The 24,012-nt window shown below is 48.5% G+C and carries 21 protein-coding genes; 12 read left to right on the top strand and 9 right to left on the bottom strand.

All coding sequences use genetic code 11. From position 1 onward, the window contains the following. Nucleotides 1-19: 19 nt before the first annotated feature. The 7 genes from hpf to ACTHTS_RS06790 all read right to left on the bottom strand — a co-directional run bounded on the left by hpf (nt 20) and on the right by ACTHTS_RS06790 (nt 5,393). Nucleotides 20-334 (bottom strand): ribosome hibernation-promoting factor, HPF/YfiA family, encoded by a 315-nt coding sequence (hpf, locus tag ACTHTS_RS06820; protein WP_003686778.1) that lies wholly within the window; start codon nt 332-334, stop codon nt 20-22. A 49-nt stretch (nt 335-383) separates the two neighbouring features. Beyond that, nucleotides 384-1,739 (bottom strand): RNA polymerase factor sigma-54, encoded by a 1,356-nt coding sequence (gene rpoN / locus ACTHTS_RS06815; protein WP_440369599.1) that lies wholly within the window; start codon nt 1,737-1,739, stop codon nt 384-386. A gap of 182 nt (nt 1,740-1,921) precedes the next feature. Continuing rightward, nucleotides 1,922-2,656: an LPS export ABC transporter ATP-binding protein gene (lptB, locus tag ACTHTS_RS06810; RefSeq protein WP_003679854.1), complete on the bottom strand. Its 735-nt coding sequence runs from the start codon at nt 2,654-2,656 to the stop codon at nt 1,922-1,924. A 70-nt stretch (nt 2,657-2,726) separates the two neighbouring features. Then, nucleotides 2,727-3,257 (bottom strand): lipopolysaccharide transport periplasmic protein LptA, encoded by a 531-nt coding sequence (lptA, locus tag ACTHTS_RS06805; RefSeq protein ID WP_049328829.1) that lies wholly within the window; start codon nt 3,255-3,257, stop codon nt 2,727-2,729. Then, entirely contained in the window at nt 3,238-3,819 is a 582-nt protein-coding gene (gene lptC / locus ACTHTS_RS06800; RefSeq protein WP_004518853.1) for an LPS export ABC transporter periplasmic protein LptC, read from the bottom strand. Before lptC ends, lptA begins: the two co-directional genes overlap by 20 nt. Next, on the bottom strand, nt 3,816-4,352 hold the full coding sequence (locus ACTHTS_RS06795) for a KdsC family phosphatase (RefSeq protein WP_063069321.1): 537 nt from the start codon (nt 4,350-4,352) through the stop codon (nt 3,816-3,818). Before ACTHTS_RS06795 ends, lptC begins: the two co-directional genes overlap by 4 nt. A gap of 66 nt (nt 4,353-4,418) precedes the next feature. Further along, nucleotides 4,419-5,393, bottom strand: coding sequence for a KpsF/GutQ family sugar-phosphate isomerase (locus ACTHTS_RS06790; protein WP_063076105.1), 975 nt, complete (start codon nt 5,391-5,393; stop codon nt 4,419-4,421). A 134-nt stretch (nt 5,394-5,527) separates the two neighbouring features. Between ACTHTS_RS06790 and tal the strand changes: the two genes are divergently transcribed. The 3 genes from tal (at nt 5,528) to ACTHTS_RS06775 (ending at nt 8,596) form a co-directional block, all read left to right on the top strand. Beyond that, a complete protein-coding gene (tal, locus tag ACTHTS_RS06785; RefSeq protein WP_440369598.1) occupies nt 5,528-6,583 on the top strand; it encodes a transaldolase in 1,056 nt (351 codons plus the stop codon). Nucleotides 6,584-6,735: 152 nt separating this feature from the next. Next, complete coding sequence (gene gluQRS, locus ACTHTS_RS06780; protein WP_440369597.1) at nt 6,736-7,623, top strand: tRNA glutamyl-Q(34) synthetase GluQRS; 888 nt, start codon at nt 6,736-6,738, stop codon at nt 7,621-7,623. Between the two features lie 238 nt (nt 7,624-7,861). Continuing rightward, entirely contained in the window at nt 7,862-8,596 is a 735-nt protein-coding gene (locus ACTHTS_RS06775) for a LytR/AlgR family response regulator transcription factor (protein ID WP_003686784.1), read from the top strand. A gap of 276 nt (nt 8,597-8,872) precedes the next feature. Here ACTHTS_RS06775 and pilC read toward each other — a convergent pair whose 3' ends face one another. Beyond that, nucleotides 8,873-12,334, bottom strand: coding sequence for a PilC family type IV pilus tip adhesin (gene pilC / locus ACTHTS_RS06770; protein WP_440369596.1), 3,462 nt, complete (start codon nt 12,332-12,334; stop codon nt 8,873-8,875). 501 nt (nt 12,335-12,835) lie between these two features. Between pilC and carA the strand changes: the two genes are divergently transcribed. Next, complete coding sequence (gene carA / locus ACTHTS_RS06765; RefSeq protein WP_107768722.1) at nt 12,836-13,966, top strand: glutamine-hydrolyzing carbamoyl-phosphate synthase small subunit; 1,131 nt, start codon at nt 12,836-12,838, stop codon at nt 13,964-13,966. A 137-nt stretch (nt 13,967-14,103) separates the two neighbouring features. Further along, nucleotides 14,104-14,361 (top strand): SemiSWEET family transporter, encoded by a 258-nt coding sequence (locus ACTHTS_RS06760; protein WP_049331825.1) that lies wholly within the window; start codon nt 14,104-14,106, stop codon nt 14,359-14,361. 68 nt (nt 14,362-14,429) lie between these two features. Here the strand turns inward: ACTHTS_RS06760 and ACTHTS_RS06755 are convergent, their stop codons facing one another. Continuing rightward, nucleotides 14,430-14,600, bottom strand: a complete 171-nt coding sequence (locus ACTHTS_RS06755; RefSeq protein ID WP_440369595.1) for a hypothetical protein — start codon at nt 14,598-14,600, stop codon at nt 14,430-14,432. A 191-nt stretch (nt 14,601-14,791) separates the two neighbouring features. Between ACTHTS_RS06755 and ACTHTS_RS06750 the strand changes: the two genes are divergently transcribed. The 7 genes from ACTHTS_RS06750 (at nt 14,792) to yacG (ending at nt 23,963) form a co-directional block, all read left to right on the top strand. Further along, nucleotides 14,792-15,604, top strand: coding sequence for a hypothetical protein (locus ACTHTS_RS06750; RefSeq protein WP_440369594.1), 813 nt, complete (start codon nt 14,792-14,794; stop codon nt 15,602-15,604). Between the two features lie 52 nt (nt 15,605-15,656). Next, nucleotides 15,657-18,872, top strand: coding sequence for a carbamoyl-phosphate synthase large subunit (gene carB, locus ACTHTS_RS06745; protein WP_070824178.1), 3,216 nt, complete (start codon nt 15,657-15,659; stop codon nt 18,870-18,872). A 403-nt stretch (nt 18,873-19,275) separates the two neighbouring features. Continuing rightward, nucleotides 19,276-20,955, top strand: a complete 1,680-nt coding sequence (gene pilB / locus ACTHTS_RS06740; RefSeq protein ID WP_440369593.1) for a type IV-A pilus assembly ATPase PilB — start codon at nt 19,276-19,278, stop codon at nt 20,953-20,955. Between the two features lie 78 nt (nt 20,956-21,033). Beyond that, complete coding sequence (locus tag ACTHTS_RS06735; protein ID WP_440369592.1) at nt 21,034-22,275, top strand: type II secretion system F family protein; 1,242 nt, start codon at nt 21,034-21,036, stop codon at nt 22,273-22,275. Nucleotide 22,276: 1 nt separating this feature from the next. Further along, entirely contained in the window at nt 22,277-23,164 is an 888-nt protein-coding gene (locus tag ACTHTS_RS06730; protein ID WP_440369591.1) for a prepilin peptidase, read from the top strand. Next, a complete protein-coding gene (gene coaE / locus ACTHTS_RS06725) occupies nt 23,164-23,784 on the top strand; it encodes a dephospho-CoA kinase (RefSeq protein WP_440369590.1) in 621 nt (206 codons plus the stop codon). The genes ACTHTS_RS06730 and coaE overlap by 1 nt, the downstream gene beginning before the upstream one ends. After that, entirely contained in the window at nt 23,781-23,963 is a 183-nt protein-coding gene (yacG, locus tag ACTHTS_RS06720; RefSeq protein WP_003682475.1) for a DNA gyrase inhibitor YacG, read from the top strand. The genes coaE and yacG overlap by 4 nt, the downstream gene beginning before the upstream one ends. Nucleotides 23,964-24,012: the final 49 nt, after the last annotated feature.

The following is a 24,012-nucleotide window of genomic DNA, read 5'->3' as shown; positions in this document are numbered from 1 at the left end:
CCTTTATCATACAAAAATTTTATTCTGCTTCAGGTTTGACAGTACTGCGGACATCACCGCTTTTTTCTTTATGTTTCAAAACAGCGCGGTCAAGCTTGTCCATCAAAACATCAATCGCGGCGTACATATCCTGTTCGATCGCTTCAACGTGCAAATCTTTGCCTGCCAGATGCGCATCGGCTTCGGCTTTTTGATTGACTTTTTCCACCGAGAGTGTAATGGTCACGGAGATGATGTTGTCGGCGTGGCGATTGATTCGTGCCAACTTGTCGGAAACATAGTTTTTGATGGCTTCGGTAACATCAAAATTCAGACCGGTGATTTTCAGATTCATGATACAGCTCCTTCGGTTGATTAGTCCGTCAAAACGGATCGGAATATATCTACTCGGTAAATTTTCGTTTGTGTGCCGGTGGTATGTCTAATGATTCTCTATATTTAGCAACTGTACGTCTGGCGATTTCAATGCCGCGTTGTTTTAATAATTTGACGAGGGTCTCGTCAGAATAGGGTTTGCTGCTGTCTTCACTTTCAATCAGCTGGCTTAATACGGCTTTGATTGCGCCTTGGCTGAACCCTTCGCCGTCATCATCGGCATTCACTGCCTGTGTGAAGAAATAGCGTAACGCAAACAGGCCGCGCGAGCAAGACAAATATTTCTGATTAGCGGCGCGCGAGATGGTACTTTCTGCCAAACCTAATTCGGCGGCGGCATCTTTCATCAGCATGGGCGACAGTCCGATTTCTCCGAAGATGAAAAAATCTTCCTGATTTTTGACGATATACTCGGCAAGGCGGAGGACAGTGCTTTTACGCAGCTCCAAAGAATCAATGCGCTGCTTGGCTTCGTTGATTTTTTCCTTCCACTCCGGTGCGCCCTCTTCCGCTGATTTCATCAGGTCGCAATACTCCTGATTGAGCTGTAGCTTCGGCCAAGCCGCCTCATTGCTGATGACTTCCCAGCCGTCCTTGCCCTCTTTGACCCAAACGTCAGGCTGAATATAAGGCGTAGGCGTGGCAGAGGCGAAACCGTAGGCCGGATAGGGATTGAGCTTGGCAATCATATCGAGCGCGGCTTCTATGGTTTCGCTGTCGGTATCGGGATAGAGTTTGCGGAAACGCAGAACGTTTTGTTTGCGGTTTTTGCCTAAATCTTGAAGCGAACTTTGCACTAAATGTGCGGCCATCTGTCGGGCAGGAGAAGCCGGTAAACGCATCAGCTGCAGCATGAGCGACTCGGTCAAATCGGCCGCCGCCACGCCGGGCGGATCAAAGGTTTGCAATATATCCAGTGCATTTTGCAGGGCCTCTTCGTCCAGCATCCATTCTAACGGCGTGTGGTCGATGATTTCTTCGAGGCTGTCGGTGAGGTAGCCTTGTTCGTCCAAAAAATCAATCAAGACGTGAACATAGGCCGCTTCCACTTGCGAGAGCGGATGCTCGCACACTTGGGCATGCAGATAGTGTTTGAAATCCTTTTCTTCGGCGATGTTGCTCCAAATATCTTCGGCATCGTCGCCGCTCAACTGCTGACCTGCGCGCGGCATGGTGACGGCACGGTTGAGTCCGCTATCGGCAAACTCATCGGTTTCCGGACGCTCAAGCAGAGGATTGTCTAATAACCAGTCTTCCACTTCGCGCTCAAGCTCAAGACCCGACATCTGCAAGATGCGCAGAGACTGCTGCAGCCGCTGGTTGAGCTGCTGGGTCTGTTTGAGTTTAAGGACGAGTGAAGACATAGCGTTTTTTCGAAGTGTATGGATAGTTTTTCAGACGGCCTTTGTACGGAGGGCCGTCTGAAAAACTAGGTTATAGGTATTATATTTGTATTCTTAGTAATTATTTCAATATTTACAGATACCCTCAATTGAAATGAGAGCCTCATGTGAAACCGGTTTTACGATTGCTGTCAAATATGCATTCAATATTTGAAATTTTCACCCAAATAAACCGAACGGACTTGTTCATTGTTGACCAAATCATCCGGCTTGCCTGAAGCCAATACCGTACCGTCGCTGATGATGTAGGCACGGTCGCAGATGCTGAGGGTTTCGCGCACGTTGTGGTCGGTAATCAATACGCCGATACCGCGTGATTTGAGGAACTCGATGATTTTCTGAATATCGATGACGGCAATCGGGTCAACGCCGGCAAAAGGTTCATCCAACAAAATGAAACGCGGCTGCATGGCCAGCACGCGTGCGATTTCAACACGACGGCGTTCGCCACCCGACAAGGACGGCGCAGGGTTGTTGCGCAGGCGTTCGATGTTCAAATCGGCCAACAGTTTTTCCAGTTCGGCATCAATGCGGCTTTTGTCTTTCATGCTGATTTCCAAAATGGCGCGGATATTTTGTTCCACGGTCATTTTACGGAAAATCGAGGCTTCCTGCGGCAGATAGCCGACACCGAGGCGGGCGCGTTCGTGAATGGGCAGGTGGCGCAACTCTTGTCCGTCCAACATCACGCTGCCTGCATCGGCGGCAATCAGGCCGACAATCATGTAAAAGCTGGTGGTCTTACCCGCGCCGTTGGGGCCGAGCAGGCCGATGACTTCGCCGCTTTCGATTTCAAGGGAGAAGCTTTTGACGACTTGGCGTTTTTTGAAACTTTTTTGCAGGTTTTGAACTACAAGACGGCTGTTGTTTGCGCTCATATTCTGTTGACTTTCGATATTGACCTCAGGCCGTCTGAACCCTTTTCAGACGGCCTTTTTGTGTGTTTTCTTATTTGTTTTTCTGCGTGCTGGACGGCTGGATGACCACGCTGACGCGGCCGGATTTCGCAGCGGATTTAACACCGGATTTGGCGCTGCCGTTGATGGTGTAAACCTCGGTTTTGGTGTTGTAAGTGATGACCGCACCTTCGGCCACATCGCCGCCGCGCTGTACTTTGGCATTGCCGGTCAGGGTAACCAGACTGGCTGCGGAAGAATACGTTACAGTATTGGCTTGGCCGTTGACCACGCCTTTGCCGCCGTCCAACTCTTGGCTAAATTTGACGGGCGAACCGGTAGCTTTCATCAACTGCTCGCTTTTGTCGTTGCGTGAAACGGTTACGCTGCCGGCACGGATATTGAGCGTGCCTTGTTTGATGATGACGTTGCCGGAGAAGGTGGTGCTTTGGTTGTTTTGGTCAAGCGAGCCTTGGTCGGCTTCGATTTGAATCGGCTGCTTGCTGTCGCTTTGCAGAGCAAAGGCCGGGCTGGCGGCAAAAACGGCAACAAGGGCTAAGGTTTTACAAATTTTTTGTATCATAAATTGTGGCTTTCACTTTGGAAGGGAAATTCAGCAAACCGGTTTTGTGATCATAAGTCATGCCGTTTGCCTGACCGCTGGACTGTCCGTATTGGAAAGTAACGGGGCTGTCGGTATGAGCATATTGCGCCTCGGTATCGACATTCAAACGTTCGGTTTTGACGATGCCGGCCAAACGCTTGGCATCTGCCGCTTTATTTAGGACAACATTCTGTTCAAAAACGACTTTTTTGTTTTGAATATTGTACGCGGCCTTGTCGCTGCCGACTTCGTACAGCAGGCTGCCGTCGCGGTAAAACGAAAGATGCGGTTTGTCCAAATGCACGTCCGCGCTATTCGGATATTGGACGGCATCGACCGCGCTCAGGTTTTCTTTCAGACGGCCTTCTTGGTCAAAACGTTTGCCGTTGATGCCTTTCATCGAATATTGCGGCTCATTCGGATTGAGGACGACTTCTTCGACTTGTACTTCGCTGATGCGGCCGAGCCACGCCGCCAGTGCGCCGAGTGAGACTGCCAACACCAGCGGAAAGGCGATTCCGTAACGCCATCTGATTTTCATCGTACATACTCTTTCAAAGCAGGTTCAAGCGTACCTTGCGCCTGCATAATCAAATCGCACACTTCACGCACCGCGCCTGCGCCGCCGGAACGTCGGGTTACATAATGGGCGTATTGCAAAGTAAACCAATGCGCTTCAGGGACGGCGACCGCCAATCCGCAACGCACCATCACGGGCAAATCGACAACATCGTCGCCAACAAAGGCGCACTCATGCTCCTCCACACCGGCCTGTTCGCGTAATTGGGCGTAGGCAGCACGTTTGTCATGAATGCCTTTGAAGTAATAGTTGATACCGAGCTGCTTCACGCGGATACCGACGGAAGGCGCATCGCGGCCGGTAATAATCGCTGTTTGCACGCCGCCGGCCTGAAGCATTTTCAAACCGTGTCCGTCCAAAGTGTGGAACGATTTGATTTCTTCGCCGTTGTCGCGGATAAAAATGCGGCCGTCGGTCAAAACGCCATCTACATCCAGTATCAGCAGTTTGATACCTAAAGCGCGTTGTTGCAGATCGGAAGAGAGATTTTGCATAAGGTTTCCTTATTTCAGACGGCCTATTCTAGCATAAGGCCGTCTGAAAACGTTTTTGCCGTCGATTCAGACAATTCGTGCCATCAATAAATCGTGCATGTTCAAAGCGCCAATCAGTACGCCGTTTTCTTCGACCACCAGCAAACCATTCACATGGCCGCTTTGCATAGCTTTCAAAGCTTCAGTGGCAAGGCGGTCGGCAGAGATGGTTTTCGGCGAAGCGTGCATGATGTCGTCCACTTTCAAACCGGCAAAGCTGTCGCGTTCTTGAAACAGACGGCGCAAGTCGCCATCGGTAAATACGCCTTTCAGACGGCCTTCAGCATCGGTTACCGCCAACATGCCCAAGCCTTTTTCACTCATGCGGACGATGGCTTCTTTCAACGGCGTACCCAACAAAACGGCAGGCAGGGCTTCGTCTTTGTGCATAATATCCGCCACGCGCAACAGCAGGCGTTTGCCCAAGCTGCCAGCCGGATGGCTTAAAGCAAAATCATCCGGCGTAAACGCACGAGCCTGCAGCAATACCACCGCCAGCGCATCGCCCAACGCCATCACGGCTGTCGTACTGGAAGTCGGTGCAAGGCCGAGAGGACAGGCTTCTTTGGAAACCGCCGCGGTAATATGGATATCGGCATGACGCGCCATGGTGGAAGTCGGATGGGCAGTGATACAAATAAGCGTGATGTTTTTGCGTTTCAACGCCGGAATAATCGCTGCAATTTCATCACTTTCGCCGGAATTGGAAATGGCAACCACGACATCGTGGTCCACAATCATGCCCAAATCGCCGTGCGCCGCTTCGGCAGGATGGACAAAAAACGCAGGCGTTCCGGTCGAAGCCATGGTCGCCGCCATTTTGCGGCCGATGTGTCCGGACTTGCCCATGCCGGTAATGACGACCCTGCCCTTGCAGTGCAACAACGCTTCTGCCGCACGGACAAAATCATGGTCCAAAGCCGCCGCAATTTCACGCAAACCTTCGGCTTCCGTATCCAATACATCGCGCGCCCAGTCGAGATAAAGTGTGTTTTCCGCCATCAAAGCCACCTTTCGTGCTTGAATTTAGGTTTGTTTTGCCCAAATTAATCGGCTGTAAACTGTTCAAATTCATCGAATCGGCGTAGCATTACCGCCACTTCACAAACAAACCTATTATGTAAAAGGAATCAGAGATGACTATTTTATCGGACGTTAAAGCATTAGGACAACAAATCTGGTTGGACAATCTCTCCCGTTCGCTGGTACAAAGCGGCGAATTGGCAGAAATGCTGAAGCAAGGTGTGTGTGGCGTAACTTCCAATCCTGCCATTTTCCAAAAAGCCTTTGCCGGAGATGCCCTGTACGCCGATGAAGTAGCCGCACTCAAACAGCAGGACCTGACCCCGAAACAACGCTACGAAACCATGGCGGTTGCCGATGTGCAAGCCGCTTGCGACGTATGTCTTGCCGAACACGAATCCACCGGCGGCAAAACCGGCTTCGTCAGCCTCGAAGTTTCGCCTGAATTGTCCAAAGACGCGCAAGGCACGGTTGAAGAAGCGCGCCGCCTGCACGCCGCCATCGGCCGTAAAAATGTCATGATTAAAGTACCAGCAACCGACGAAGGCATCGAAGCACTCGAAACCCTCGTTTCAGACGGCATCAGCATCAACCTGACCCTGCTCTTCTCCCGCACCCAAACCCTTAAAGCCTATGCGGCCTATACGCGCGGCATTGCCAAACGTTTGGAAGCAGGACACGACGTTTCCCATATCCAAGTTGTCGCCAGCTTCTTTATTTCCCGTGTCGATGCCGCATTGGATGCCACCCTGCCCGACCACCTCAAAGGCAAAATCGCCATTGCGCTGGCCAAAGCCGCCTATCAAGATTGGGCACAATACTTCGGCAGCAACGAATTTACCGCGTTTGCCGAAAAAGGTGCCAACCGCGTACAACTTTTGTGGGCATCTACCGGCGTGAAAAACCCTGCCTATCCTGACACTTTGTACGTTGACAGCCTGATTGGCGCCCATACCGTCAACACCGTTCCCGATGCGACACTCAAAGCCTTTATCAACCACGGCACCGCCAAAGCCACTTTGACCGAAGGTGTGGACGAAGCCCAAGCGCAGCTTGCCGAAACCGCGAAACTCGGCATTGATGTCGAAACTTTGGCAACTCGTTTGCAGGAAGACGGTTTGAAACAATTTGAAGACGCTTTCGCCAAACTGCTTGCTCCATTGGCTTAAGCGGATTGAACGGACGGCCGAGAAACTTAAATCATTTTGAAAAGTCTCAGGCCGTCTGAAACCCAAATTCGGGCGTGTACGGCACGCCCTTTTCTATCACGATTTGAATACCATGCAGGCATACTGCCCCTGCCCTACAAAACCACCCTGCCATGTATATAGGACGTTTCGCCCCCAGCCCTACCGGCCTGCTTCATATCGGCTCCCTACTGACCGCCGTCGCCTCCTATGCCGACGCACGCGCTCATCAGGGTAAATGGCTGGTCCGCATTGAAGACCTCGACCCCCCGCGCGAAATGCCCAGCGCCGCTGCCGACATTTTGCGCACGCTTGAAGCTTTCGGTTTTGAGTGGGACGGCGAAGTCGCCTATCAAAGCCGCCGTTACAACCTATATCAAGACACCCTCGACCGCCTCAAAGCGGCCGGGCTGGTGTATCCCTGCTATTGCAGCCGCAAAGACTGGCAGGCGGCGGCAACACATGGCGCAGACGGATTTGTATATAACGGCCGTTGCCGCAATCCTCAGCAAAGACCCGATACGCAAAACAAAACTCCGGCATGGCGCATTCAAGTGCCTGATCGCGTGATCGGTTTTTCAGACGGCATTGTCGGACATTACGCACAAAATCTGGCACACGACATCGGCGATTTCGTCCTGCTTCGTGCCGACGGCTATTGGGCATATCAGCTTGCCGTGGTTGCCGACGATGCCGATCAAGGAATAACCCATATTGTCCGCGGTCAAGATTTGCTTGTTTCCACGCCGCGCCAAATCTATCTGCAACAATGCCTCGGCGTTCCCACACCGGCCTACGCACACCTTCCCCTATTGACCAACAGCCAAGGGCAAAAATGGTCGAAACAAACCCTTGCCCCGGCTTTGGATTTGAATCAAAAAGAACAACTTCTCCGCCAAGTCCTAACCTACCTCAACCTACCCGATGCACCTACCGTGAACCGTCCGCAAGAATTGCTCGATTGGACGGTAGCGCACTGGCAAATGGACAAAATCCCAAAATCGTCCATTATCACGGACTGAATTAGCATGATTACAACAAAATTACTCTAGGTATTACAATATTTCATAAAATTATGTAAGTAATCTTACGATCCATTCCAAACCATGCCCAAGAAGCGAAAAATCATGTATATTTCAAAAATTTCCTAAAATTGTCACAAACTGATAATTTCAAGGTTGTAACAACATACGGCTGACGCGTTATTGAGGATGACAAAGCGCGGCAGATCTCCCACGATACAACAAAAAGAATACCGCTATGCCAAGTGCCATTATTGTAGAAGACGAAGTATTAGCAGCAGAACGCTTACGTGTATTATTGGAAGAGTGCAATGTCGTACTGCTCAACGTCTTTCACCATGCCATGCCAGCATTGGAGTGGCTGAGTGTCCACGAAGTCGACATCGTCTTTGCCGACATCGGCATGCCGGAAATCGACGGTCTCGAATTTGTCGAACGCATTAAGCGTACCGCCAAGCGCCAGCCGGAAATTGTATTCACCACAGCCTACGAAGAACACGCCCTGCGCGCGTTTGAGCTGGCTGCCGCAGACTATCTGCTCAAACCGATCAAAATGACCCGCCTGCAAACCGCGCTTGACCGCATCATCGAGAAAAACCGCGAAAAAGCAGACAGTTTTACCCATTTCAAAGTGTACAACCGCGAACGCATGGTTGAAATTCCATGGCAACAGGCACGTTACCTGATGGCGGAACACAAAACCGTCTATCTGTTTACTGGCGACGGCCACAGCTACGAATTACCGAAGACCTTGGTTTACTGGGAAGAGTTGCTGGGCGACAAAGTCATCCGCATCCACCGCAACGCCCTCGTCTTCCGCCACACCCTCGACAGCCTGATTCGACTGGACGACGACGAAAACGACGAATACGCATCCACATGGGGTGCAAAAATTCTCGATATTCCGACCCCGTTGCCCGTCAGCCGCCGACAACTGTCCACCCTGCGAAAAATCATTAAAAACAGCATCTAACAATGCGCTCCTTGACTAGCTCTTTTTAAATCAAAGGCCGTCTGAAAAGATATTTTCAGACGGCCTTTTAACTTATCAGCCAAATGGTAGAAATTTAAAAAAAGAATAGTCCAAATCTGTCGTTTAGCTCTATCCAAGCTTTCAATTTGATCAAAGCTTGTTTTGCCCTCAAACAAGCTTTTCTATCCACCAATCCAACATTTTTGAATTACTACCACTCAACAGAAAAGGCCGTCTGAAAAAATTCAGACGGCCTCGATATCCAAGCCTTACAGATTAAAAGAACAATTCACGCCAGCTGATGCGTTTGAGTCCGCATGTACGGCCTTGTACTTCCAGACTGTCCAATTGATTGGACAAGAGACTGCGATCACCTTTGGTTGCAAAACATTTATTGTTTGGCACGCTCGGCGTGGCGTTCAACTCCTTATCCGTACCAGTGCCGCCGCTATCGCCATCGGCAGTTACCGGAGAATCGTCGGCTTTGCTGGAATTCATATAAGTAAAGTTGATAACGCCATCAAAAGTCATACCGTTGGCGTAATAAATCTGGCCATTAATTTCACGTTTGATAAATATGCGATCCTTACTGGAGATACGCGCATCACGCAAGCCCAAACGGCCGCCATTTTCAGCATTTACGCCAAGGATTATCGTTTTCGCTGTCGTTTGTGTGGACGTACTGTCCGGCAAACAAACATCGGTACTGGAAGAATCAGTATGAATTGTTTTGGTTTCATACTTGCGGATGGTCACAACGGCTGTACGCAAAATCATCGTCGGTTTGACAGTCACACGTTCATTCGGATCTAAAGTCAGACTCCAGCCTTTTTTGCCTTCACCAACCTTATTGTCGCTGACATAAATGTGTTCGCCGTCACTTTCTCTGGTTTGCTGTTCCAACTCGCTGCTTTTCGCCAAAACCGCTTTTTTGGATTCATCAGTAGACACATCGTCGTAAATACCGTAAACGGCATTGATTTGGCCATTGGTATTGGTCAATTCATTCTGATAAATCTCGCTACCCGTACCAAAAATGACGACATACTTATCTTTACTGCGGCGTGATACCGCAGGCGCAGACGTAATCGGTTGATTACCCGATCCTTGGAAAATCATTTGCGCAGACCATTTGGACGGAGTTTCACCACTCAAGTCAAAGCGGAACATATTACCGTAACGGTCGCCTGCATAGGCAATATCGACAATACCGTCAAAATCGGTGTCTACCAAAGTGGGGGTAGAGAGACCACCTTTGCCATTCGGTGCAGAAATTTTGGCCAAGAGCTTGCCGGCTTTAGAAGAAGAAACATTAGTGCCAGTATTTTTCGTCCCTGCCTCTTTCCCTGTCATATCATAGACATACAAAGCTGTTTCATTGTCGGCACTATTCACATCTTCAGTGCGATAGCCGCTAGCCAAGAAGCCCGCATAACGCACATTCGATTCCAGATTGACCGGAGTGGTATCGCGTTTGATGGAAACACGGCCGATTTGCGTCGAACCAATGGTATAACCCAGCTTATTGTCAGAGCCTTTTTTTGTTTCGAACAAAGGCACAGTCGTATTCCAACCACTACGATCACTGTTAGCTACCGCACCAATATTCAACGCATACGCACCGCGTCCACCCTGCCCCATCGCACCAAACATAAAGGTTTGCTTATCAGGCGTCTGACGGAGAACAAAGCCACCATTGACCATATAGCGGTGTGGTGTGCCAGAGCCGTAACCATCTCGTGCAATATCTTTCAGAACCTTGCCCAAAGTTGTCGCTTGACCTTGATCGTCCTCGCGCTCCATGCCTGCCGGAATATAGCTGAGTTTCAAGTCATAAGGATTGCTAGGCGTACCATTACGGAAAATATGTACCATGCCGTCATTGGCAGCAGCGACCAAAAACTCTTGACGGTTGTCGCGCTTATCGCCAATCGAAGCAACTGAACCGTCCAAAATATCGCCCAAATTGCGCTCATCTTTACTTGCGTCAGCTGGATCAGTTGGACGGATGCGATAAGACTGGTTATAACCTTTTGCCTCTGCATCCGCTTTGATGGTTTCATCACTACCTACTCGGCCAGTCCATTTCAGCAATGCATTTTTCCATTCCAACTTATCTTTCGCACTGCCGTCTGAAATGCCAAAATCGGCATTTGAAGCCTCATTATCTGCAACTCTATCGATAAAATAGGTCTTACTGCCATCATTAACCAAAGTGAGGCGGTTATTAAATGATGGCTGAACAAACTCGGTCGTATTGATAGGCGTACCATCGCGGTTTAATTTATAAAACCGTAACTGACTACTCCAAGAGCCGGTATTCAAATGAACCGTTGCCGCCATATCGGGAATACCCATACTGGTCGTTGCCGGCGCAGTAGAGGATACTCCTTCAAATTTCGTATTCTTGCTGTCATTTTCAATATTATCGACGATGGTTTTAAAAGCATCGAGCAACTTTTCAGGTTTTGCGGCATTAAAATACCAGTCTGGGCGACTGGCACCCTTTTCCAGATACTCTCTCCCGACTTTAGAGATTCCCTCACCAAAGCCCACGGTAAAAGTCTGAACCAATTGCTTACTATAATCCGCGCCTTTAGGGTCGTTTGGATCACCATCCCAGCTCTTACCTGCATCATCTTTGCCATCTTTTTCTGTTTTGATGTCTTTTTCTGCCAAAGTCTGACTGAAGAAACGCATACCGCGTTTCTCATTACCATAGTTTCTATCCCAAATAGGAACAATGATTTCGCCACTACCTATCCACATTCGCCTACGATAATAATCGCTATACCCGAATTTATAATCGGTATATTGGCACATCACTTTTTTCTCATGCGGCGGGATATGGGCATCATATTGATAAAGTGGCAGGTCAAAATATCCACTAAAACCACGACCATCGTTGAAAAATTCACCTTTTCCATATTTATCGTCATAAGCCTTCGCTGCAGACGGCCCGAAATATTGGTATGCAGGTGTATCCGCGCTATGTTCGATGGCTCGGTAGTAGTTTGAATAGTAATAATCTCGATCGTAGTTGAAGCTGGTATTGCGCGATAAGCGAGGATCCTCACCGGCACCCTGATTGCTACAACTCATATTGGCATCACCATCAGATACCACAACAACATAAGATTTCTGGCAACGGTATTTGATATTAGGGATAACGAAATTTTTGACGACTTCATAATAACGGCGCGTTGTCGGCGTACCTTGATAAGCCAACATCTCGTCTACTTTTTTACTGACATATTCCCAGTTTCGACCGACAGAACCATCCGTAAAGCCTTCAGAATCCTTCATATCGCCTTTGGTATCGTCGGGGCTAGGCAATTCTGCATATGCGTAAATAGCATTATTCTCTCTCCTTTTTTTCTCATCCCATTTCCAATACCGAGGATTATTGTGCAAAGTCTGCAAGCCCCAGTTGAACTGATCTTTATATTGCGCTAAAACCTGCTTTAATGCCGATTTTGCAATATTGATTTTTTTTTGCTCATCACGGACATGATAATCACCCTTTGCATCAGCCAACATACTGCCCGAATCATCAATCAAAAACATAATATTGTGTTTGACTTTGGGTTGGCCACTGACGTCGGTTTTGTTTTGCAGGTAAAAAGGAGTTTGGGAAAATTGCTGCGTATTTGCCTGAACGGAAATACTGATGAGTGCTAAAGCGGAAGCTACACTTGCATGAATGAGGCGATGGCGGCCTGATAGAGCGTTTTGCATAATGTGTTCTTTTTTCATCGGATAATCTCAGCTAAAAATGACGTTGTTTTTATTTTTTATAAGGTTACGATTCTAGCATAAACAACCTGTTTCATGTTTGATTCGGCTGAATTTCCCTACACCTGCATTTCAAACACAACAAAAATGAAACAATCTGCCTGCTCAGTTTTCAGACGGCCTGACTGAATATTTAGTTCAACTTTATTCATCAAGCATTCCAAAAGCAAGGGACTGTACCGTAAAGATAAAACGTTTTTAAATTATCGATTATTTGCTCTACGCTTGAAATTCCTATTACTTTGACTTAAAATACACTGCTTCTACGGCATAGACCGCTATGTCTGAAAAAGCACGTTACACAGCAAAATCAAAGCTGCGGAGCGTGTTTTTTTTTAGCCGAGATTTCCGAAGGCTGTCTTTTTTGTAAACAATTTTTATTTTTCAGACGGCCTGACCCATTTTTTTTCGAACCGACCATCATCAGGCAAACAGGATTCCATCATGACCACTCCGGCTCTTCTCGTTCTCGCTGACGGCAGCGTATTTCACGGCACATCAATCGGTTACGAAGGTTCGACTTCCGGCGAAGTCGTGTTCAACACTTCCATGACCGGCTATCAGGAAATCCTGACCGACCCTTCCTACTGCAAACAAATCGTTACCCTCACCTATCCACACATCGGCAACACCGGCACCAACGCCGAAGATGAAGAAAGTCGCAGCGTTTACGCCGCCGGTTTGATTATCCGCGACCTGCCGCTCTTGCACAGCAACTTCCGTGCATCCGAAAGCCTGCACGACTATTTGGTACGCAACAAAACCGTCGCCATCGCCGATATCGATACCCGCCGCCTGACCACCCTGTTGCGTGAAAAAGGTTCACAAGGCGGTGCAATCTTGACCGGTGCAGATGCCACTGTTGAAAAAGCACAAGAACTGATTGCTGCATTCGGCAGCATGGTCGGCAAAGACTTGGCAAAAGAAGTTTCCTGCACAGAAACTTACGAATGGACCGAAGGCGAATGGGAATTAGGCAAAGGTTTTGTTACCCCTTCCGAACAGTCTTACCACGTTGTCGCCTACGATTTCGGCGTTAAAACCAACATCCTGCGCATGCTCGCCTCACGCGGCTGCCGCCTGACCGTCGTTCCGGCGCAAACCAGCGCGGAAGACGTCTTGGCACTCAATCCTGACGGCGTATTCCTGTCCAACGGCCCCGGCGACCCCGAGCCTTGTGACTACGCCATCAAAGCCGTACAAAAACTGATGGAAAGCGGCAAACCGATTTTCGGCATTTGTTTGGGACACCAGCTGATCAGCCTCGCCATCGGCGCAAAAACCCTGAAAATGCGCTTCAGCCATCACGGTGCCAACCACCCGGTACAAGATTTGGACAGCGGCAAAGTCGTCATCACCAGCCAAAACCACGGTTTCGCCGTCGATGCCGACACCCTGCCCGCCAACGCACGCATTACCCACAAATCCTTGTTTGACAACACATTGCAAGGTATCGAACTGACAGACAAACCTGTGTTCTGCTTCCAAGGCCACCCCGAAGCCAGCCCAGGCCCGCAAGATGTCGGTTATCTGTTCGACAAATTCATTGACAATATCAAAGCAGCAAAACAATAAAGCTGACTTTTTCAGACGGCCACACTCAACTCAACAACAGGCCGTCTGAAAACCAAACTTCAAAAATATAAATTCAGACACCTTCTCAACATCTATACTGTCTGAAAACTCAGCCCTCAAATCAGAAAGGAAAAACCATGACAGAAAAGCAAATGCGCATTCTTTCCGTCGTAGCCACCCTGACCGCCGTCGGTATGTACGTTTCTTATATCCCACAAATCCAAAACAACCTTGCTGGCAACCCCGGCTCGCCGCTGCAACCTCTCGTTGCCGCCATCAACTGCACATTATGGGTTGCCTACGGCTTTTTGAAAGAAAAACGCGACTACCCCGTCATGCTGGCGAACGCCCCGGGCATCATTTTGGGCTTGATTACGTTTGTCACTAGTTTTTAAGGAAGTTTTCAGACGGCCTGTGCAACATAAAAACGCAAAAGGTCGTCTGAAAAAGAATGCTTGAAATATCAACAGCAGGAATTTTTCAGGCAGCCTTTATCGCAAGGCAGATGGAACAAACGCCGCGAGCGTTTTTTCAGACGACCTTTGAACCCGTCGGTAGGGTGTGTGCCGCAAGGTACGCACGCGGTGGGTTGGGGTTGCAGGGAAAATGGGGAACGCGTGCGTGCGTACCGCACACACCCTATATGCAGGCTAGGAGTTGTTGGGTTAGCAAACCCAACATTTTAGGTAATTAAGCGATTTGTGTTGGATTTTTAACCCAACCTACGCTTGCTATACGGCTGCGAACCAATTTCAGGCGACCCCAAAGTAGGTTGGGTTGCCAAACCCAACGTTTAACGGATAATTTGATAAGTTTTGTTGGGTCATGACCCAACCTACGCTTGCTAATTTTGGAGAACTTAGGATGGATTATTCAAATTTTAAAGACATCGGTGGAGATATAATAAATATTTATAATAATTGCAAAGATAAAGGTATAGCTTCTTGTTTAGAATCAGTAAAAAGTAATCCATATCCAATAATATATGTACTTGCTGCTATTATATTATTTATTGTTTTTAAATTATATAAAAATATGAATAAAAAAATAAACAATAAACAGCAAGATGAAAAAGCTAAAATCGAAGAAATCAGAAAGCGTTGCTTAGAAGTCATTATCGATTTATATCAAGTAGCAGAATTTTGTGAATTTGATCTCTCTAAGAGCTTAGAAGTTTCGTCTAAATTATGGGTGAAAGCATCTAGAAAAAGCAAATGGATAAAAGGAACTTCATATCGGTCTGATAAGAATCCTTTTGATAGTATCGAAAAAGATGCCAAAGGTATAAAAGATCTAAAGGCTGTAGAATTAATAAAACAAGGATCAGAAATTAATAATAGCTTACTTAATTTTAGGCAGAAACTTGAAACAAATGATATAGAAATTCATACCGACCATAAAAAAGAGGCGTATCTTATCAAATATAAGGCGATAAACTTACTCAATGAATATAAAGTAAACCTTACAGAAAGACAAAAAAATAGGTTTGAATCTATAAACAATATTAAATTTTCCCCATCTATATCTAAATGGAAACGTTGCTTTTGTAAAAGTAAAAAGTACAAACCAAGTGAAGAATATTATGAGTTAGATACACAAGCTCAATATCCCGACAATGATTTAGATGATGATAAATAATCTATTCATGTAATTATATTATTAGATCCAATATTTAGGAGTGTAACCCCCCATGCCCAAACGTACCGACCTAAAATCCATCCTTATCATCGGCGCCGGCCCTATCGTTATCGGTCAGGCCTGCGAATTTGACTATTCGGGCGCACAGGCCTGCAAAGCCTTGCGTGAAGAAGGCTATAAAGTCATTTTGGTAAACTCCAACCCCGCCACCATCATGACCGACCCTGAAATGGCGGATGTTACCTACATCGAGCCGATTATGTGGCAGACGGTGGAAAAAATTATTGCTAAAGAGCGTCCTGACGCGATTCTGCCTACCATGGGCGGCCAGACTGCGCTGAACTGTGCGCTGGATTTAGCGCGTAACGGAGTGCTGGCGAAATACAACGTCGAGCTGATTGGCGCGACAGAAGATGCGATCGACAAGGCAGAAGACCGCGGCCGCTTTAAGGAGGCGATGGAAAAAATCGGTTTGTCTTGCCCAAAATCCTTTGTCTGCCACACGATGAACGAGGCTTTGGCAGCGCAAGAACAGGTCGGCTTCCCTACCCTGATTCGTCCTTCTTTCACGATGGGCGGTTCGGGCGGCGGCATTGCCTACAATAAAGACGAGTTTTTGGCGATTTGCGAACGCGGTTTTGATGCGTCTCCTACTCATGAATTGCTGATTGAGCAGTCCGTTCTCGGCTGGAAAGAGTACGAAATGGAAGTTGTACGCGATAAAAACGACAACTGCATCATTATTTGCTCGATTGAAAACTTCGACCCGATGGGCGTGCATACGGGCGACTCCATCACTGTTGCGCCTGCACAAACATTGACCGACAAAGAATACCAAATCATGCGTAATGCTTCGTTGGCAGTATTGCGCGAAATCGGCGTGGATACCGGTGGCTCAAACGTTCAGTTTGCGGTGAACCCCGAAAACGGCGAGATGATTGTCATTGAGATGAACCCGCGCGTGAGCCGTTCTTCCGCGTTGGCCTCTAAAGCAACGGGCTTCCCGATTGCGAAGGTGGCGGCGAAGCTGGCGGTTGGCTTTACGCTGGACGAGTTGCGCAACGACATTACCGGCGGCCGCACCCCAGCGTCGTTTGAGCCTTCCATCGACTATGTCGTGACCAAAATCCCGCGTTTCGCGTTTGAAAAATTCCCCGCCGCAGACGACCGCCTGACCACGCAAATGAAATCGGTGGGCGAAGTGATGGCGATGGGCCGCACGATTCAGGAAAGCTTCCAAAAAGCCCTGCGCGGCTTGGAAACAGGCTTGTGCGGCTTCAATCCGCGCAGCGAAGACAAAGCGGAAATCCGCCGCGAACTGGCGAACCCAGGCCCCGAACGCATGCTCTTTGTGGCAGACGCGTTCCGTGCAGGCTTCACGCTGGAAGAAATCCACGAAATCTGCGCCATCGACCCTTGGTTCTTGGCGCAAATCGAAGACTTGGTAAAAGAAGAAAAATCGGTTTCAGACGGCCAGTTGCAAGATTTGGATTACGCCGCTTTACGCCGTCTGAAACGCAAAGGCTTCTCTGACAAACGTTTGGCACAATTGTTGAACGTAAGCGAAAAAGAAGTCCGCGAACACCGCTACGCGCTGAACCTGCATCCGGTTTACAAACGCGTCGACACCTGTGCCGCCGAGTTTGCCACTGAAACCGCCTATCTCTACTCCACTTACGAAGAAGAATGCGAATCCCGTCCTTCCGACCGTAAAAAAGTGATGATTCTCGGCGGCGGTCCAAACCGTATCGGCCAAGGTATCGAATTTGACTACTGCTGCGTTCATGCCGCACTCGCCCTGCGCGAATCCGGTTTTGAAACCATTATGGTCAACTGCAACCCTGAAACCGTATCCACCGACTTCGACACCAGCGACCGCCTGTACTTCGAGCCGCTGACTTTGGAAGACGTATTGGAAATCGTCCGCACCGAAAACCCATGGGGCGTAATTGTTCATTACGGCGGCCAAACTCCGCTCAAACTGGCCAATGCCTTGGTGGCAAACGGCGTGAACATTATCGGCACATCTGCCGACAGCATCGATGCTGCCGAAGACCGCGAACGCTTCCAAAAAGTATTGAACGACTTAGGCCTGCGTCAACCGCCTAACCGTATCGCCCACAACGAAGAAGAAGCCCTCGTTAAAGCTGAAGAAATCGGTTATCCGTTGGTTGTCCGTCCTTCTTACGTACTCGGCGGCCGCGCCATGCAGATTGTTCACTCTGCCGAAGAGTTGCAAAAATACATGCGCGAAGCCGTACAAGTTTCCGAAGACAGCCCTGTATTGCTCGACTTCTTCTTGAACAACGCCATCGAAGTGGACGTAGACTGCGTTTCAGACGGCCAAGATGTCGTGATCGGCGGCATCATGCAACACGTCGAACAAGCAGGTATCCACTCCGGCGACTCCGGCTGCTCATTGCCTCCATACTCATTGGACGAAGAGATTCAAGACGAAATCCGCCGTCAAACCAAAGCCATGGCATACGCACTGGGCGTGGTCGGCTTGATGAACGTACAGTTTGCCGTACAAGACGGCGTGGTCTTCGTACTGGAAGTAAACCCACGCGCCAGCCGTACCGTACCATTCGTATCCAAAGCCACCGGCGTACCGCTCGCCAAAGTCGGCGCACGCGTGATGGCAGGCATTTCGCTGAAAGAGCAAGGCGTAGAAAAAGAAGTCATCCCGGACTTCTACGCCGTTAAAGAAGCCGTGTTCCCATTCATCAAATTCCCGGGTGTGGACACCATTCTCGGCCCAGAAATGCGCTCTACCGGCGAAGTCATGGGCGTAGGCGCAAGCTTCGGCGAAGCCTACTTCAAAGCCCAACTCGGCGCAGGCGAACGCTTGAGCACAACAGGCAAAGTGTTCCTCGCCGTACGCGACGAAGACAAACCGCTCATCGTCAAAACCGCACAAAACTTCCAAGCACTCGGCTACGGTGTCTGCGCCACTCGCGGTACCGCCGAATACTTGAAAGAACACGGCATCATCGTGCAAGCGGTCAACAAAGTGCAGGAAGGCCGCCCACACATCGTGGACGCAATTAAAAACGGCGAAATCGCACTGGTGGTCAACACCGTCGGCAGCACAGTACAATCTGTTACCGACAGCCACAGCATCCGCCGCACCTCCCTCACCCAACGCGTACCGCAATACACCACCATCGCCGGCGGCGAAGCCATGAGCGAAGGCGCAAAAAGCCGCGAACACTTGGGCGTGTACAGCGTACAGGAACTGCATGGCCGTCTGAAAAACAAAGCCTAATCAATCCTATCGGATTTAAATAGTTAAAAGGTTGTCTGAAACCTGATTGCTCAGTTTCAGACGGCCTTTTCATATTTCAAATTCCAACCGTCTGTCCATCAAAACAACCTTTTCTGCCATCTCCAAACAAGCAATAGCAACATGAAATATAATTTCGTTATTGATTGGATTCATACGACAAAATTGTTGTTTTTTCATCATAATCCAAAAATATCGAGTTTAACGCCTATTCCCCTTGCTTTATAATGGCCGTCTGAAATAAAAATACAATTAAAGCAAAAGCATGTCTTTGCAACTTAAGCAGATTTGCATAATTAAACATATGCTTTAATCATAATAATGATAAAATAATACGGCTTTCCTCTAAATTAAAGGGAAAACTGCACAAGAAACGGAAAATAAAATGAGTGTCGGATTATTGCGTGTTTTGGTTCAAAGCCAGACCATCTCAAATCAACAAGCGGAACATTACAACAACCTTTTACAATCAGGCAAAGAAATCCTGCCCAACCTGTTTTCAGACGGCGTCATCTCCCCTAAAGCTTTGGGAGAGTTAGTCGCGCGCGTATTCAGCTATCCCCTTTTGGATTTGCACTACTACCCGCGCAATAATGTAGTCAGCGACATCCTGACGGAAGAGCAAATGGTGCAAAACCGTTGCATTCCGATTTTCAAACGCGGACGCAAGGTTTATTTCGCCGTATCCGATCCGACCCAAATCCAAAACTTTCAAAAAATCGCTTTTGCTTCAGGTCTAAGTGTCGACTTGGTCGTAGTGCCAGATGACCAGCTCAGCTCATTGCTGGAATGGCTAGGCCAACGCTCGACCACCATTCTGAAAGAAATCAACGACGAACATGAAGCAACGCAGCAATCTCAATCGCTTTATATCGACAATGAAGAAGCTGAAGACGGCCCTATCCCCCGCTTCATCCACAAAACTTTATCCGATGCCCTGAACGCGGGTGCATCGGACATCCACTTTGAATTCTACGAGCAAATGGCGCGCGTCCGTTTCCGTGTGGACGGACAGTTACGTGAAGTCGTACAGCCGCCTGTCGCTGTGCGCGGCCAGTTGGCATCGCGCATCAAAGTGATGGCACGTTTGGATATTTCCGAAAAACGTATTCCGCAAGACGGCAGAATTCAAATTGCCTTCCATAAACACGGCCGTCCGATTGACTTCCGTGTTAGCACTTTGCCGACGCTGTTTGGCGAAAAAGTGGTGATGCGTATCCTAAATTCCGATGGTACATCGCTCAATATCGACCAGCTCGGCTTAGAGCCTTTCCAAAAAGAAATGCTGCTTGAGGCCATCAACCGCCCTTACGGCATGGTGTTGGTTACAGGTCCGACAGGTTCGGGCAAAACCGTTTCGCTCTATACCTGCCTGAGTATTTTGAACACGGAAGATGTCAACATTTCGACGGCAGAAGATCCGGCCGAGATTAACTTGCCGGGCGTCAACCAAGTCAACGTCAATGAAAAACAAGGCCTGACGTTTGCTGCCGCACTCCGATCCTTCTTACGTCAAGATCCTGATATTATTATGGTCGGTGAGATTCGTGACTTAGAAACCGCCGACATCGCCATTAAAGCCGCCCAAACCGGCCACATGGTTTTCTCGACCCTGCATACCAATAATGCACCGGCCACGCTGTCCCGCCTTTTGAACATGGGCGTAGCGCCTTTCAATATCGCCAGCTCGGTCAGCCTGATTATGGCGCAAAGGCTGTTGCGCAGACTGTGTCCGAACTGCAAACGCGAAGTTGAGCGCCCACCGGTTCCGGCATTGAAAAAAGCCGGCTTTACCGATGCGGACTTGGCTCAAGATTGGAAACTCTACCGCCCGGTTGGATGCGACAGCTGCCGCGGCAAAGGCTTTAAAGGCCGCGTCGGTATTTATGAAGTCATGCCGGTCAGCGATGAAATGCAAAAAGTCATTATGAACAACGGTACAGAAGTTGATATCATGAACATGGCCTATCAGGAAGGCATGGTAGACTTGCGTCGTGCCGGTCTCATGAAAGTCATGCAAGGCCTGACCTCGTTGGAAGAAGTGACTGCTCATACCAATGACTAAACTGCCATATTTTCAAAATTAAAATAAAGCGGCACGGGGAAACAGTCCGCTTTATTTCTTACTAACAAGGGATAACTCATGGCTCAAGCAGAGCAAAAAAGAAGTCTGTTCGGTTCAAGAAGCAAAGGCAAGCGTTTTACATTTGAAGGAAAAAACATCGAGACCGAACGTCTTGTCCGTGGTGAAGTAGTTGCCAAAGACGAAGAAGAAGCACGCAAAAAACTCCAACGCAGAGGCATTCGTCCTTTACGTATCAGCAAAGTCAAAACCGCACGCAAACGCCGTATTACACAAGAAGACATCACGGTGTTTACGCGCCAACTGGCAACGATGATGAAGGCAGGCTTGCCGCTGATGCAGGCTTTTGAAATCGTTGCTCGCGGCCACTCCAATCCGAGCATGACAGAAATGCTGATGCAGGTTCGCTCCGATGTCGAACAAGGTAGCGCATTGGGTAAATCGTTCTCCAAATATCCAAAATATTTCGACCGTTTCTATTGCAATCTGGTCAGCGCAGGCGAGTCCGGCGGCGTATTGGAAAGCTTATTGGACAAACTGGCTGTCTATAAAGAAAAAACCCAAGCCATTAAGAAAAAAGTCAAAACCGCACTGGCCTACCCGATTGCCATTATCGTGGTGGCGATTGCGCTTATCTTCATCATGATGATGTTTGTGCTACCTGCCTTTAAAGAAGTTTATGCCAATATGGGTGCAGAGTTACCAAGCCTTACCCAACTTGTCATGAACTTGTCTGATTTATTCGTTGACTACGGCTGGATTATGATCATCCTTTTGATTGTTTCGGCCTTCGGCCTGTACAAACTCCATGAAAAATCGCCTACTTTCCAAAAACAAATCGATGCTTTGATTTTGAGACTGCCTGTTTTTGGCACCATCGTCCGAAAAGCAACCATTGCCCGTTGGGCGCGTACGACTTCTACCCTATTCGCAGCCGGCGTTCCTTTGGTGGAAGTATTAGATTCAGTTGCAGGCGCATCCGGCAATATTCTCTATGAAGAAGCTACTCAAGACATCCGCGCCAAGGTAACCCAAGGTCTGTCGCTGACATCCAGTATGCAAAGTACGGATATGTTCCCCAATATGGTGATCCAAATGGCGGCCATCGGCGAAGAGTCAGGCTCTTTGGATGATATGCTGAACAAAGCAGCCGAATTTTACGAAGATGAAGTAGACAACTCCGTCTCCCGCTTATCTGCCTTGATGGAGCCTATCATCATGGTGGTATTGGGTTCGCTCATCGGTATTTTGCTGACTGCCATGTATTGGCCGCTGTTTAACTTGGGTAATGTCGTAGGTTGATATGCTTGATAGTATTTACTCTGCCATCGACGCCCTCTCCGTTCTTGCGCCATTCGCCATTCCTTTAGCCGTTATTTTAGGATTGCTGATTGGCAGCTTTCTGAACGTCGTCATTTATCGTACGCCGATAATGATGGAACGCGAATGGACACAATTTTCTAAAGAACATTTGGGCATCGAGCTGACAGACGAAGAAAAACAGCCATTTAATCTGCGCAAACCGGATTCACGCTGCCCAAAATGCAAAAGCCCGGTCAAACTTTGGCAAAACATCCCTATCCTCAGCTATGTTTTACTGGGTGGGAAATGCCACTCCTGCAAAACCGCTATCGGCATACGCTATCCGCTGATTGAGCTGCTGACAGGCGTCTTATTCGGTATTGTCGCGTGGCAATACGGCTGGTCATGGGCAACTATTGGCGGATTAATTCTGACTGCCATATTGATTGCGCTGACCTTTATCGATGCCGATACTCAATATTTGCCCGACAGCCTGACTCAACCCCTAATTTGGATCGGCCTGCTGTTTAATCTGAATGACACATTCGTGCCCCTGCATTCAGCCGTTTGGGGTGCAATCGCAGGCTATATGAGCCTTTATACTTTATGCGCCGCCTATAAACTTCTGACTGGTAAAATCGGCATGGGCAATGGCGACTTCAAACTTTTGGCTGCACTCGGTGCATGGCTGGGGGTAGGAATTTTACCTGTTCTGATCTTCATGGCTGCCTTAGTCGGGCTGGTGGGCGCACTCATTGCCCGCGTCGGTAAAGGTCAATATTTTGCTTTTGGTCCCAGCCTTGCTGTGGCAGGATGGATTATTTTGGTTGCCAATGCACCTATTACCCAACTGGTACAATGGTGGCTCGTACAATCAGGATTCCGATAATGACATTATGGATAGGCTTGACCGGCGGTATCGGCAGCGGCAAATCATCTATCGCCCAAATGTTTGCCGAACTTGGCGTACCCATTATCGATGCCGATGCCATCAGCCGCTCACTGACCGAGGAAAACGGCGAGGCTCTTCCTGCCATCCGCCAACTATTCGGTGATGAGGTTTTTGACAGCGAAGGCCGTCTGAATCGTACGGCTTTACGGGAAGAGGTTTTCAGACGGCCTCAATCTAAAAAACAACTGGAAAATCTGCTTCTGCCATTAATCTTAAACAAAATCCAACAGCAGAAACAACAACTTGCCTCATCCGCCTACGGCATTGTCGATGTACCGCTTTTAATTGAGAATCCGGCATTTAAAGCGGAGACTGACCGCATTTTGGTTGTAGATGTTCCAGAGTCCGTCCAAATCGAACGCGTACATCAACGCAATGGTTTTTCAGAAGAACAAACGCGTCAAATCATGGCCACTCAAGCTTCTCGATGTGACAGACTGCTGCATGCCGACGATGTATTGGACAATACCCATAGCATGGAAGAAGCAAAAATCAAGGTTGCCCGCTTGCATCAATACTATCAATCCATTGCACAATCACTGAAAGAAACTGCATGACTGCTCCTGTTGTAAAATGTCCAACCTGCCACAAAGAAGTCGTTTGGAACACCGACAGCCCCTACCGCCCTTTCTGCAGCAAACGGTGCAAACTCATTGATTTAGGCGAATGGGCACAAGAAAAATACACCGTTTCTTCGGAAGACGACCCCTTTTCAGACCTGTTGGACGGCAAATAACCTACGCCGCTTCCTTCAGCCTATCCAAAACAGGCTCAAAACAGTAAAA

Origin of the sequence: Neisseria sp. P0019.S003, assembly GCF_051957115.1 — a bacterium.
In the GTDB taxonomy this organism is placed as follows: Bacteria; Pseudomonadota; Gammaproteobacteria; order Burkholderiales; family Neisseriaceae; genus Neisseria; species Neisseria flavescens_D.
The sequence above is the reverse complement of the archived record's forward strand: the minus strand, read 5'-3'. Positions and strand labels throughout refer to the sequence as shown.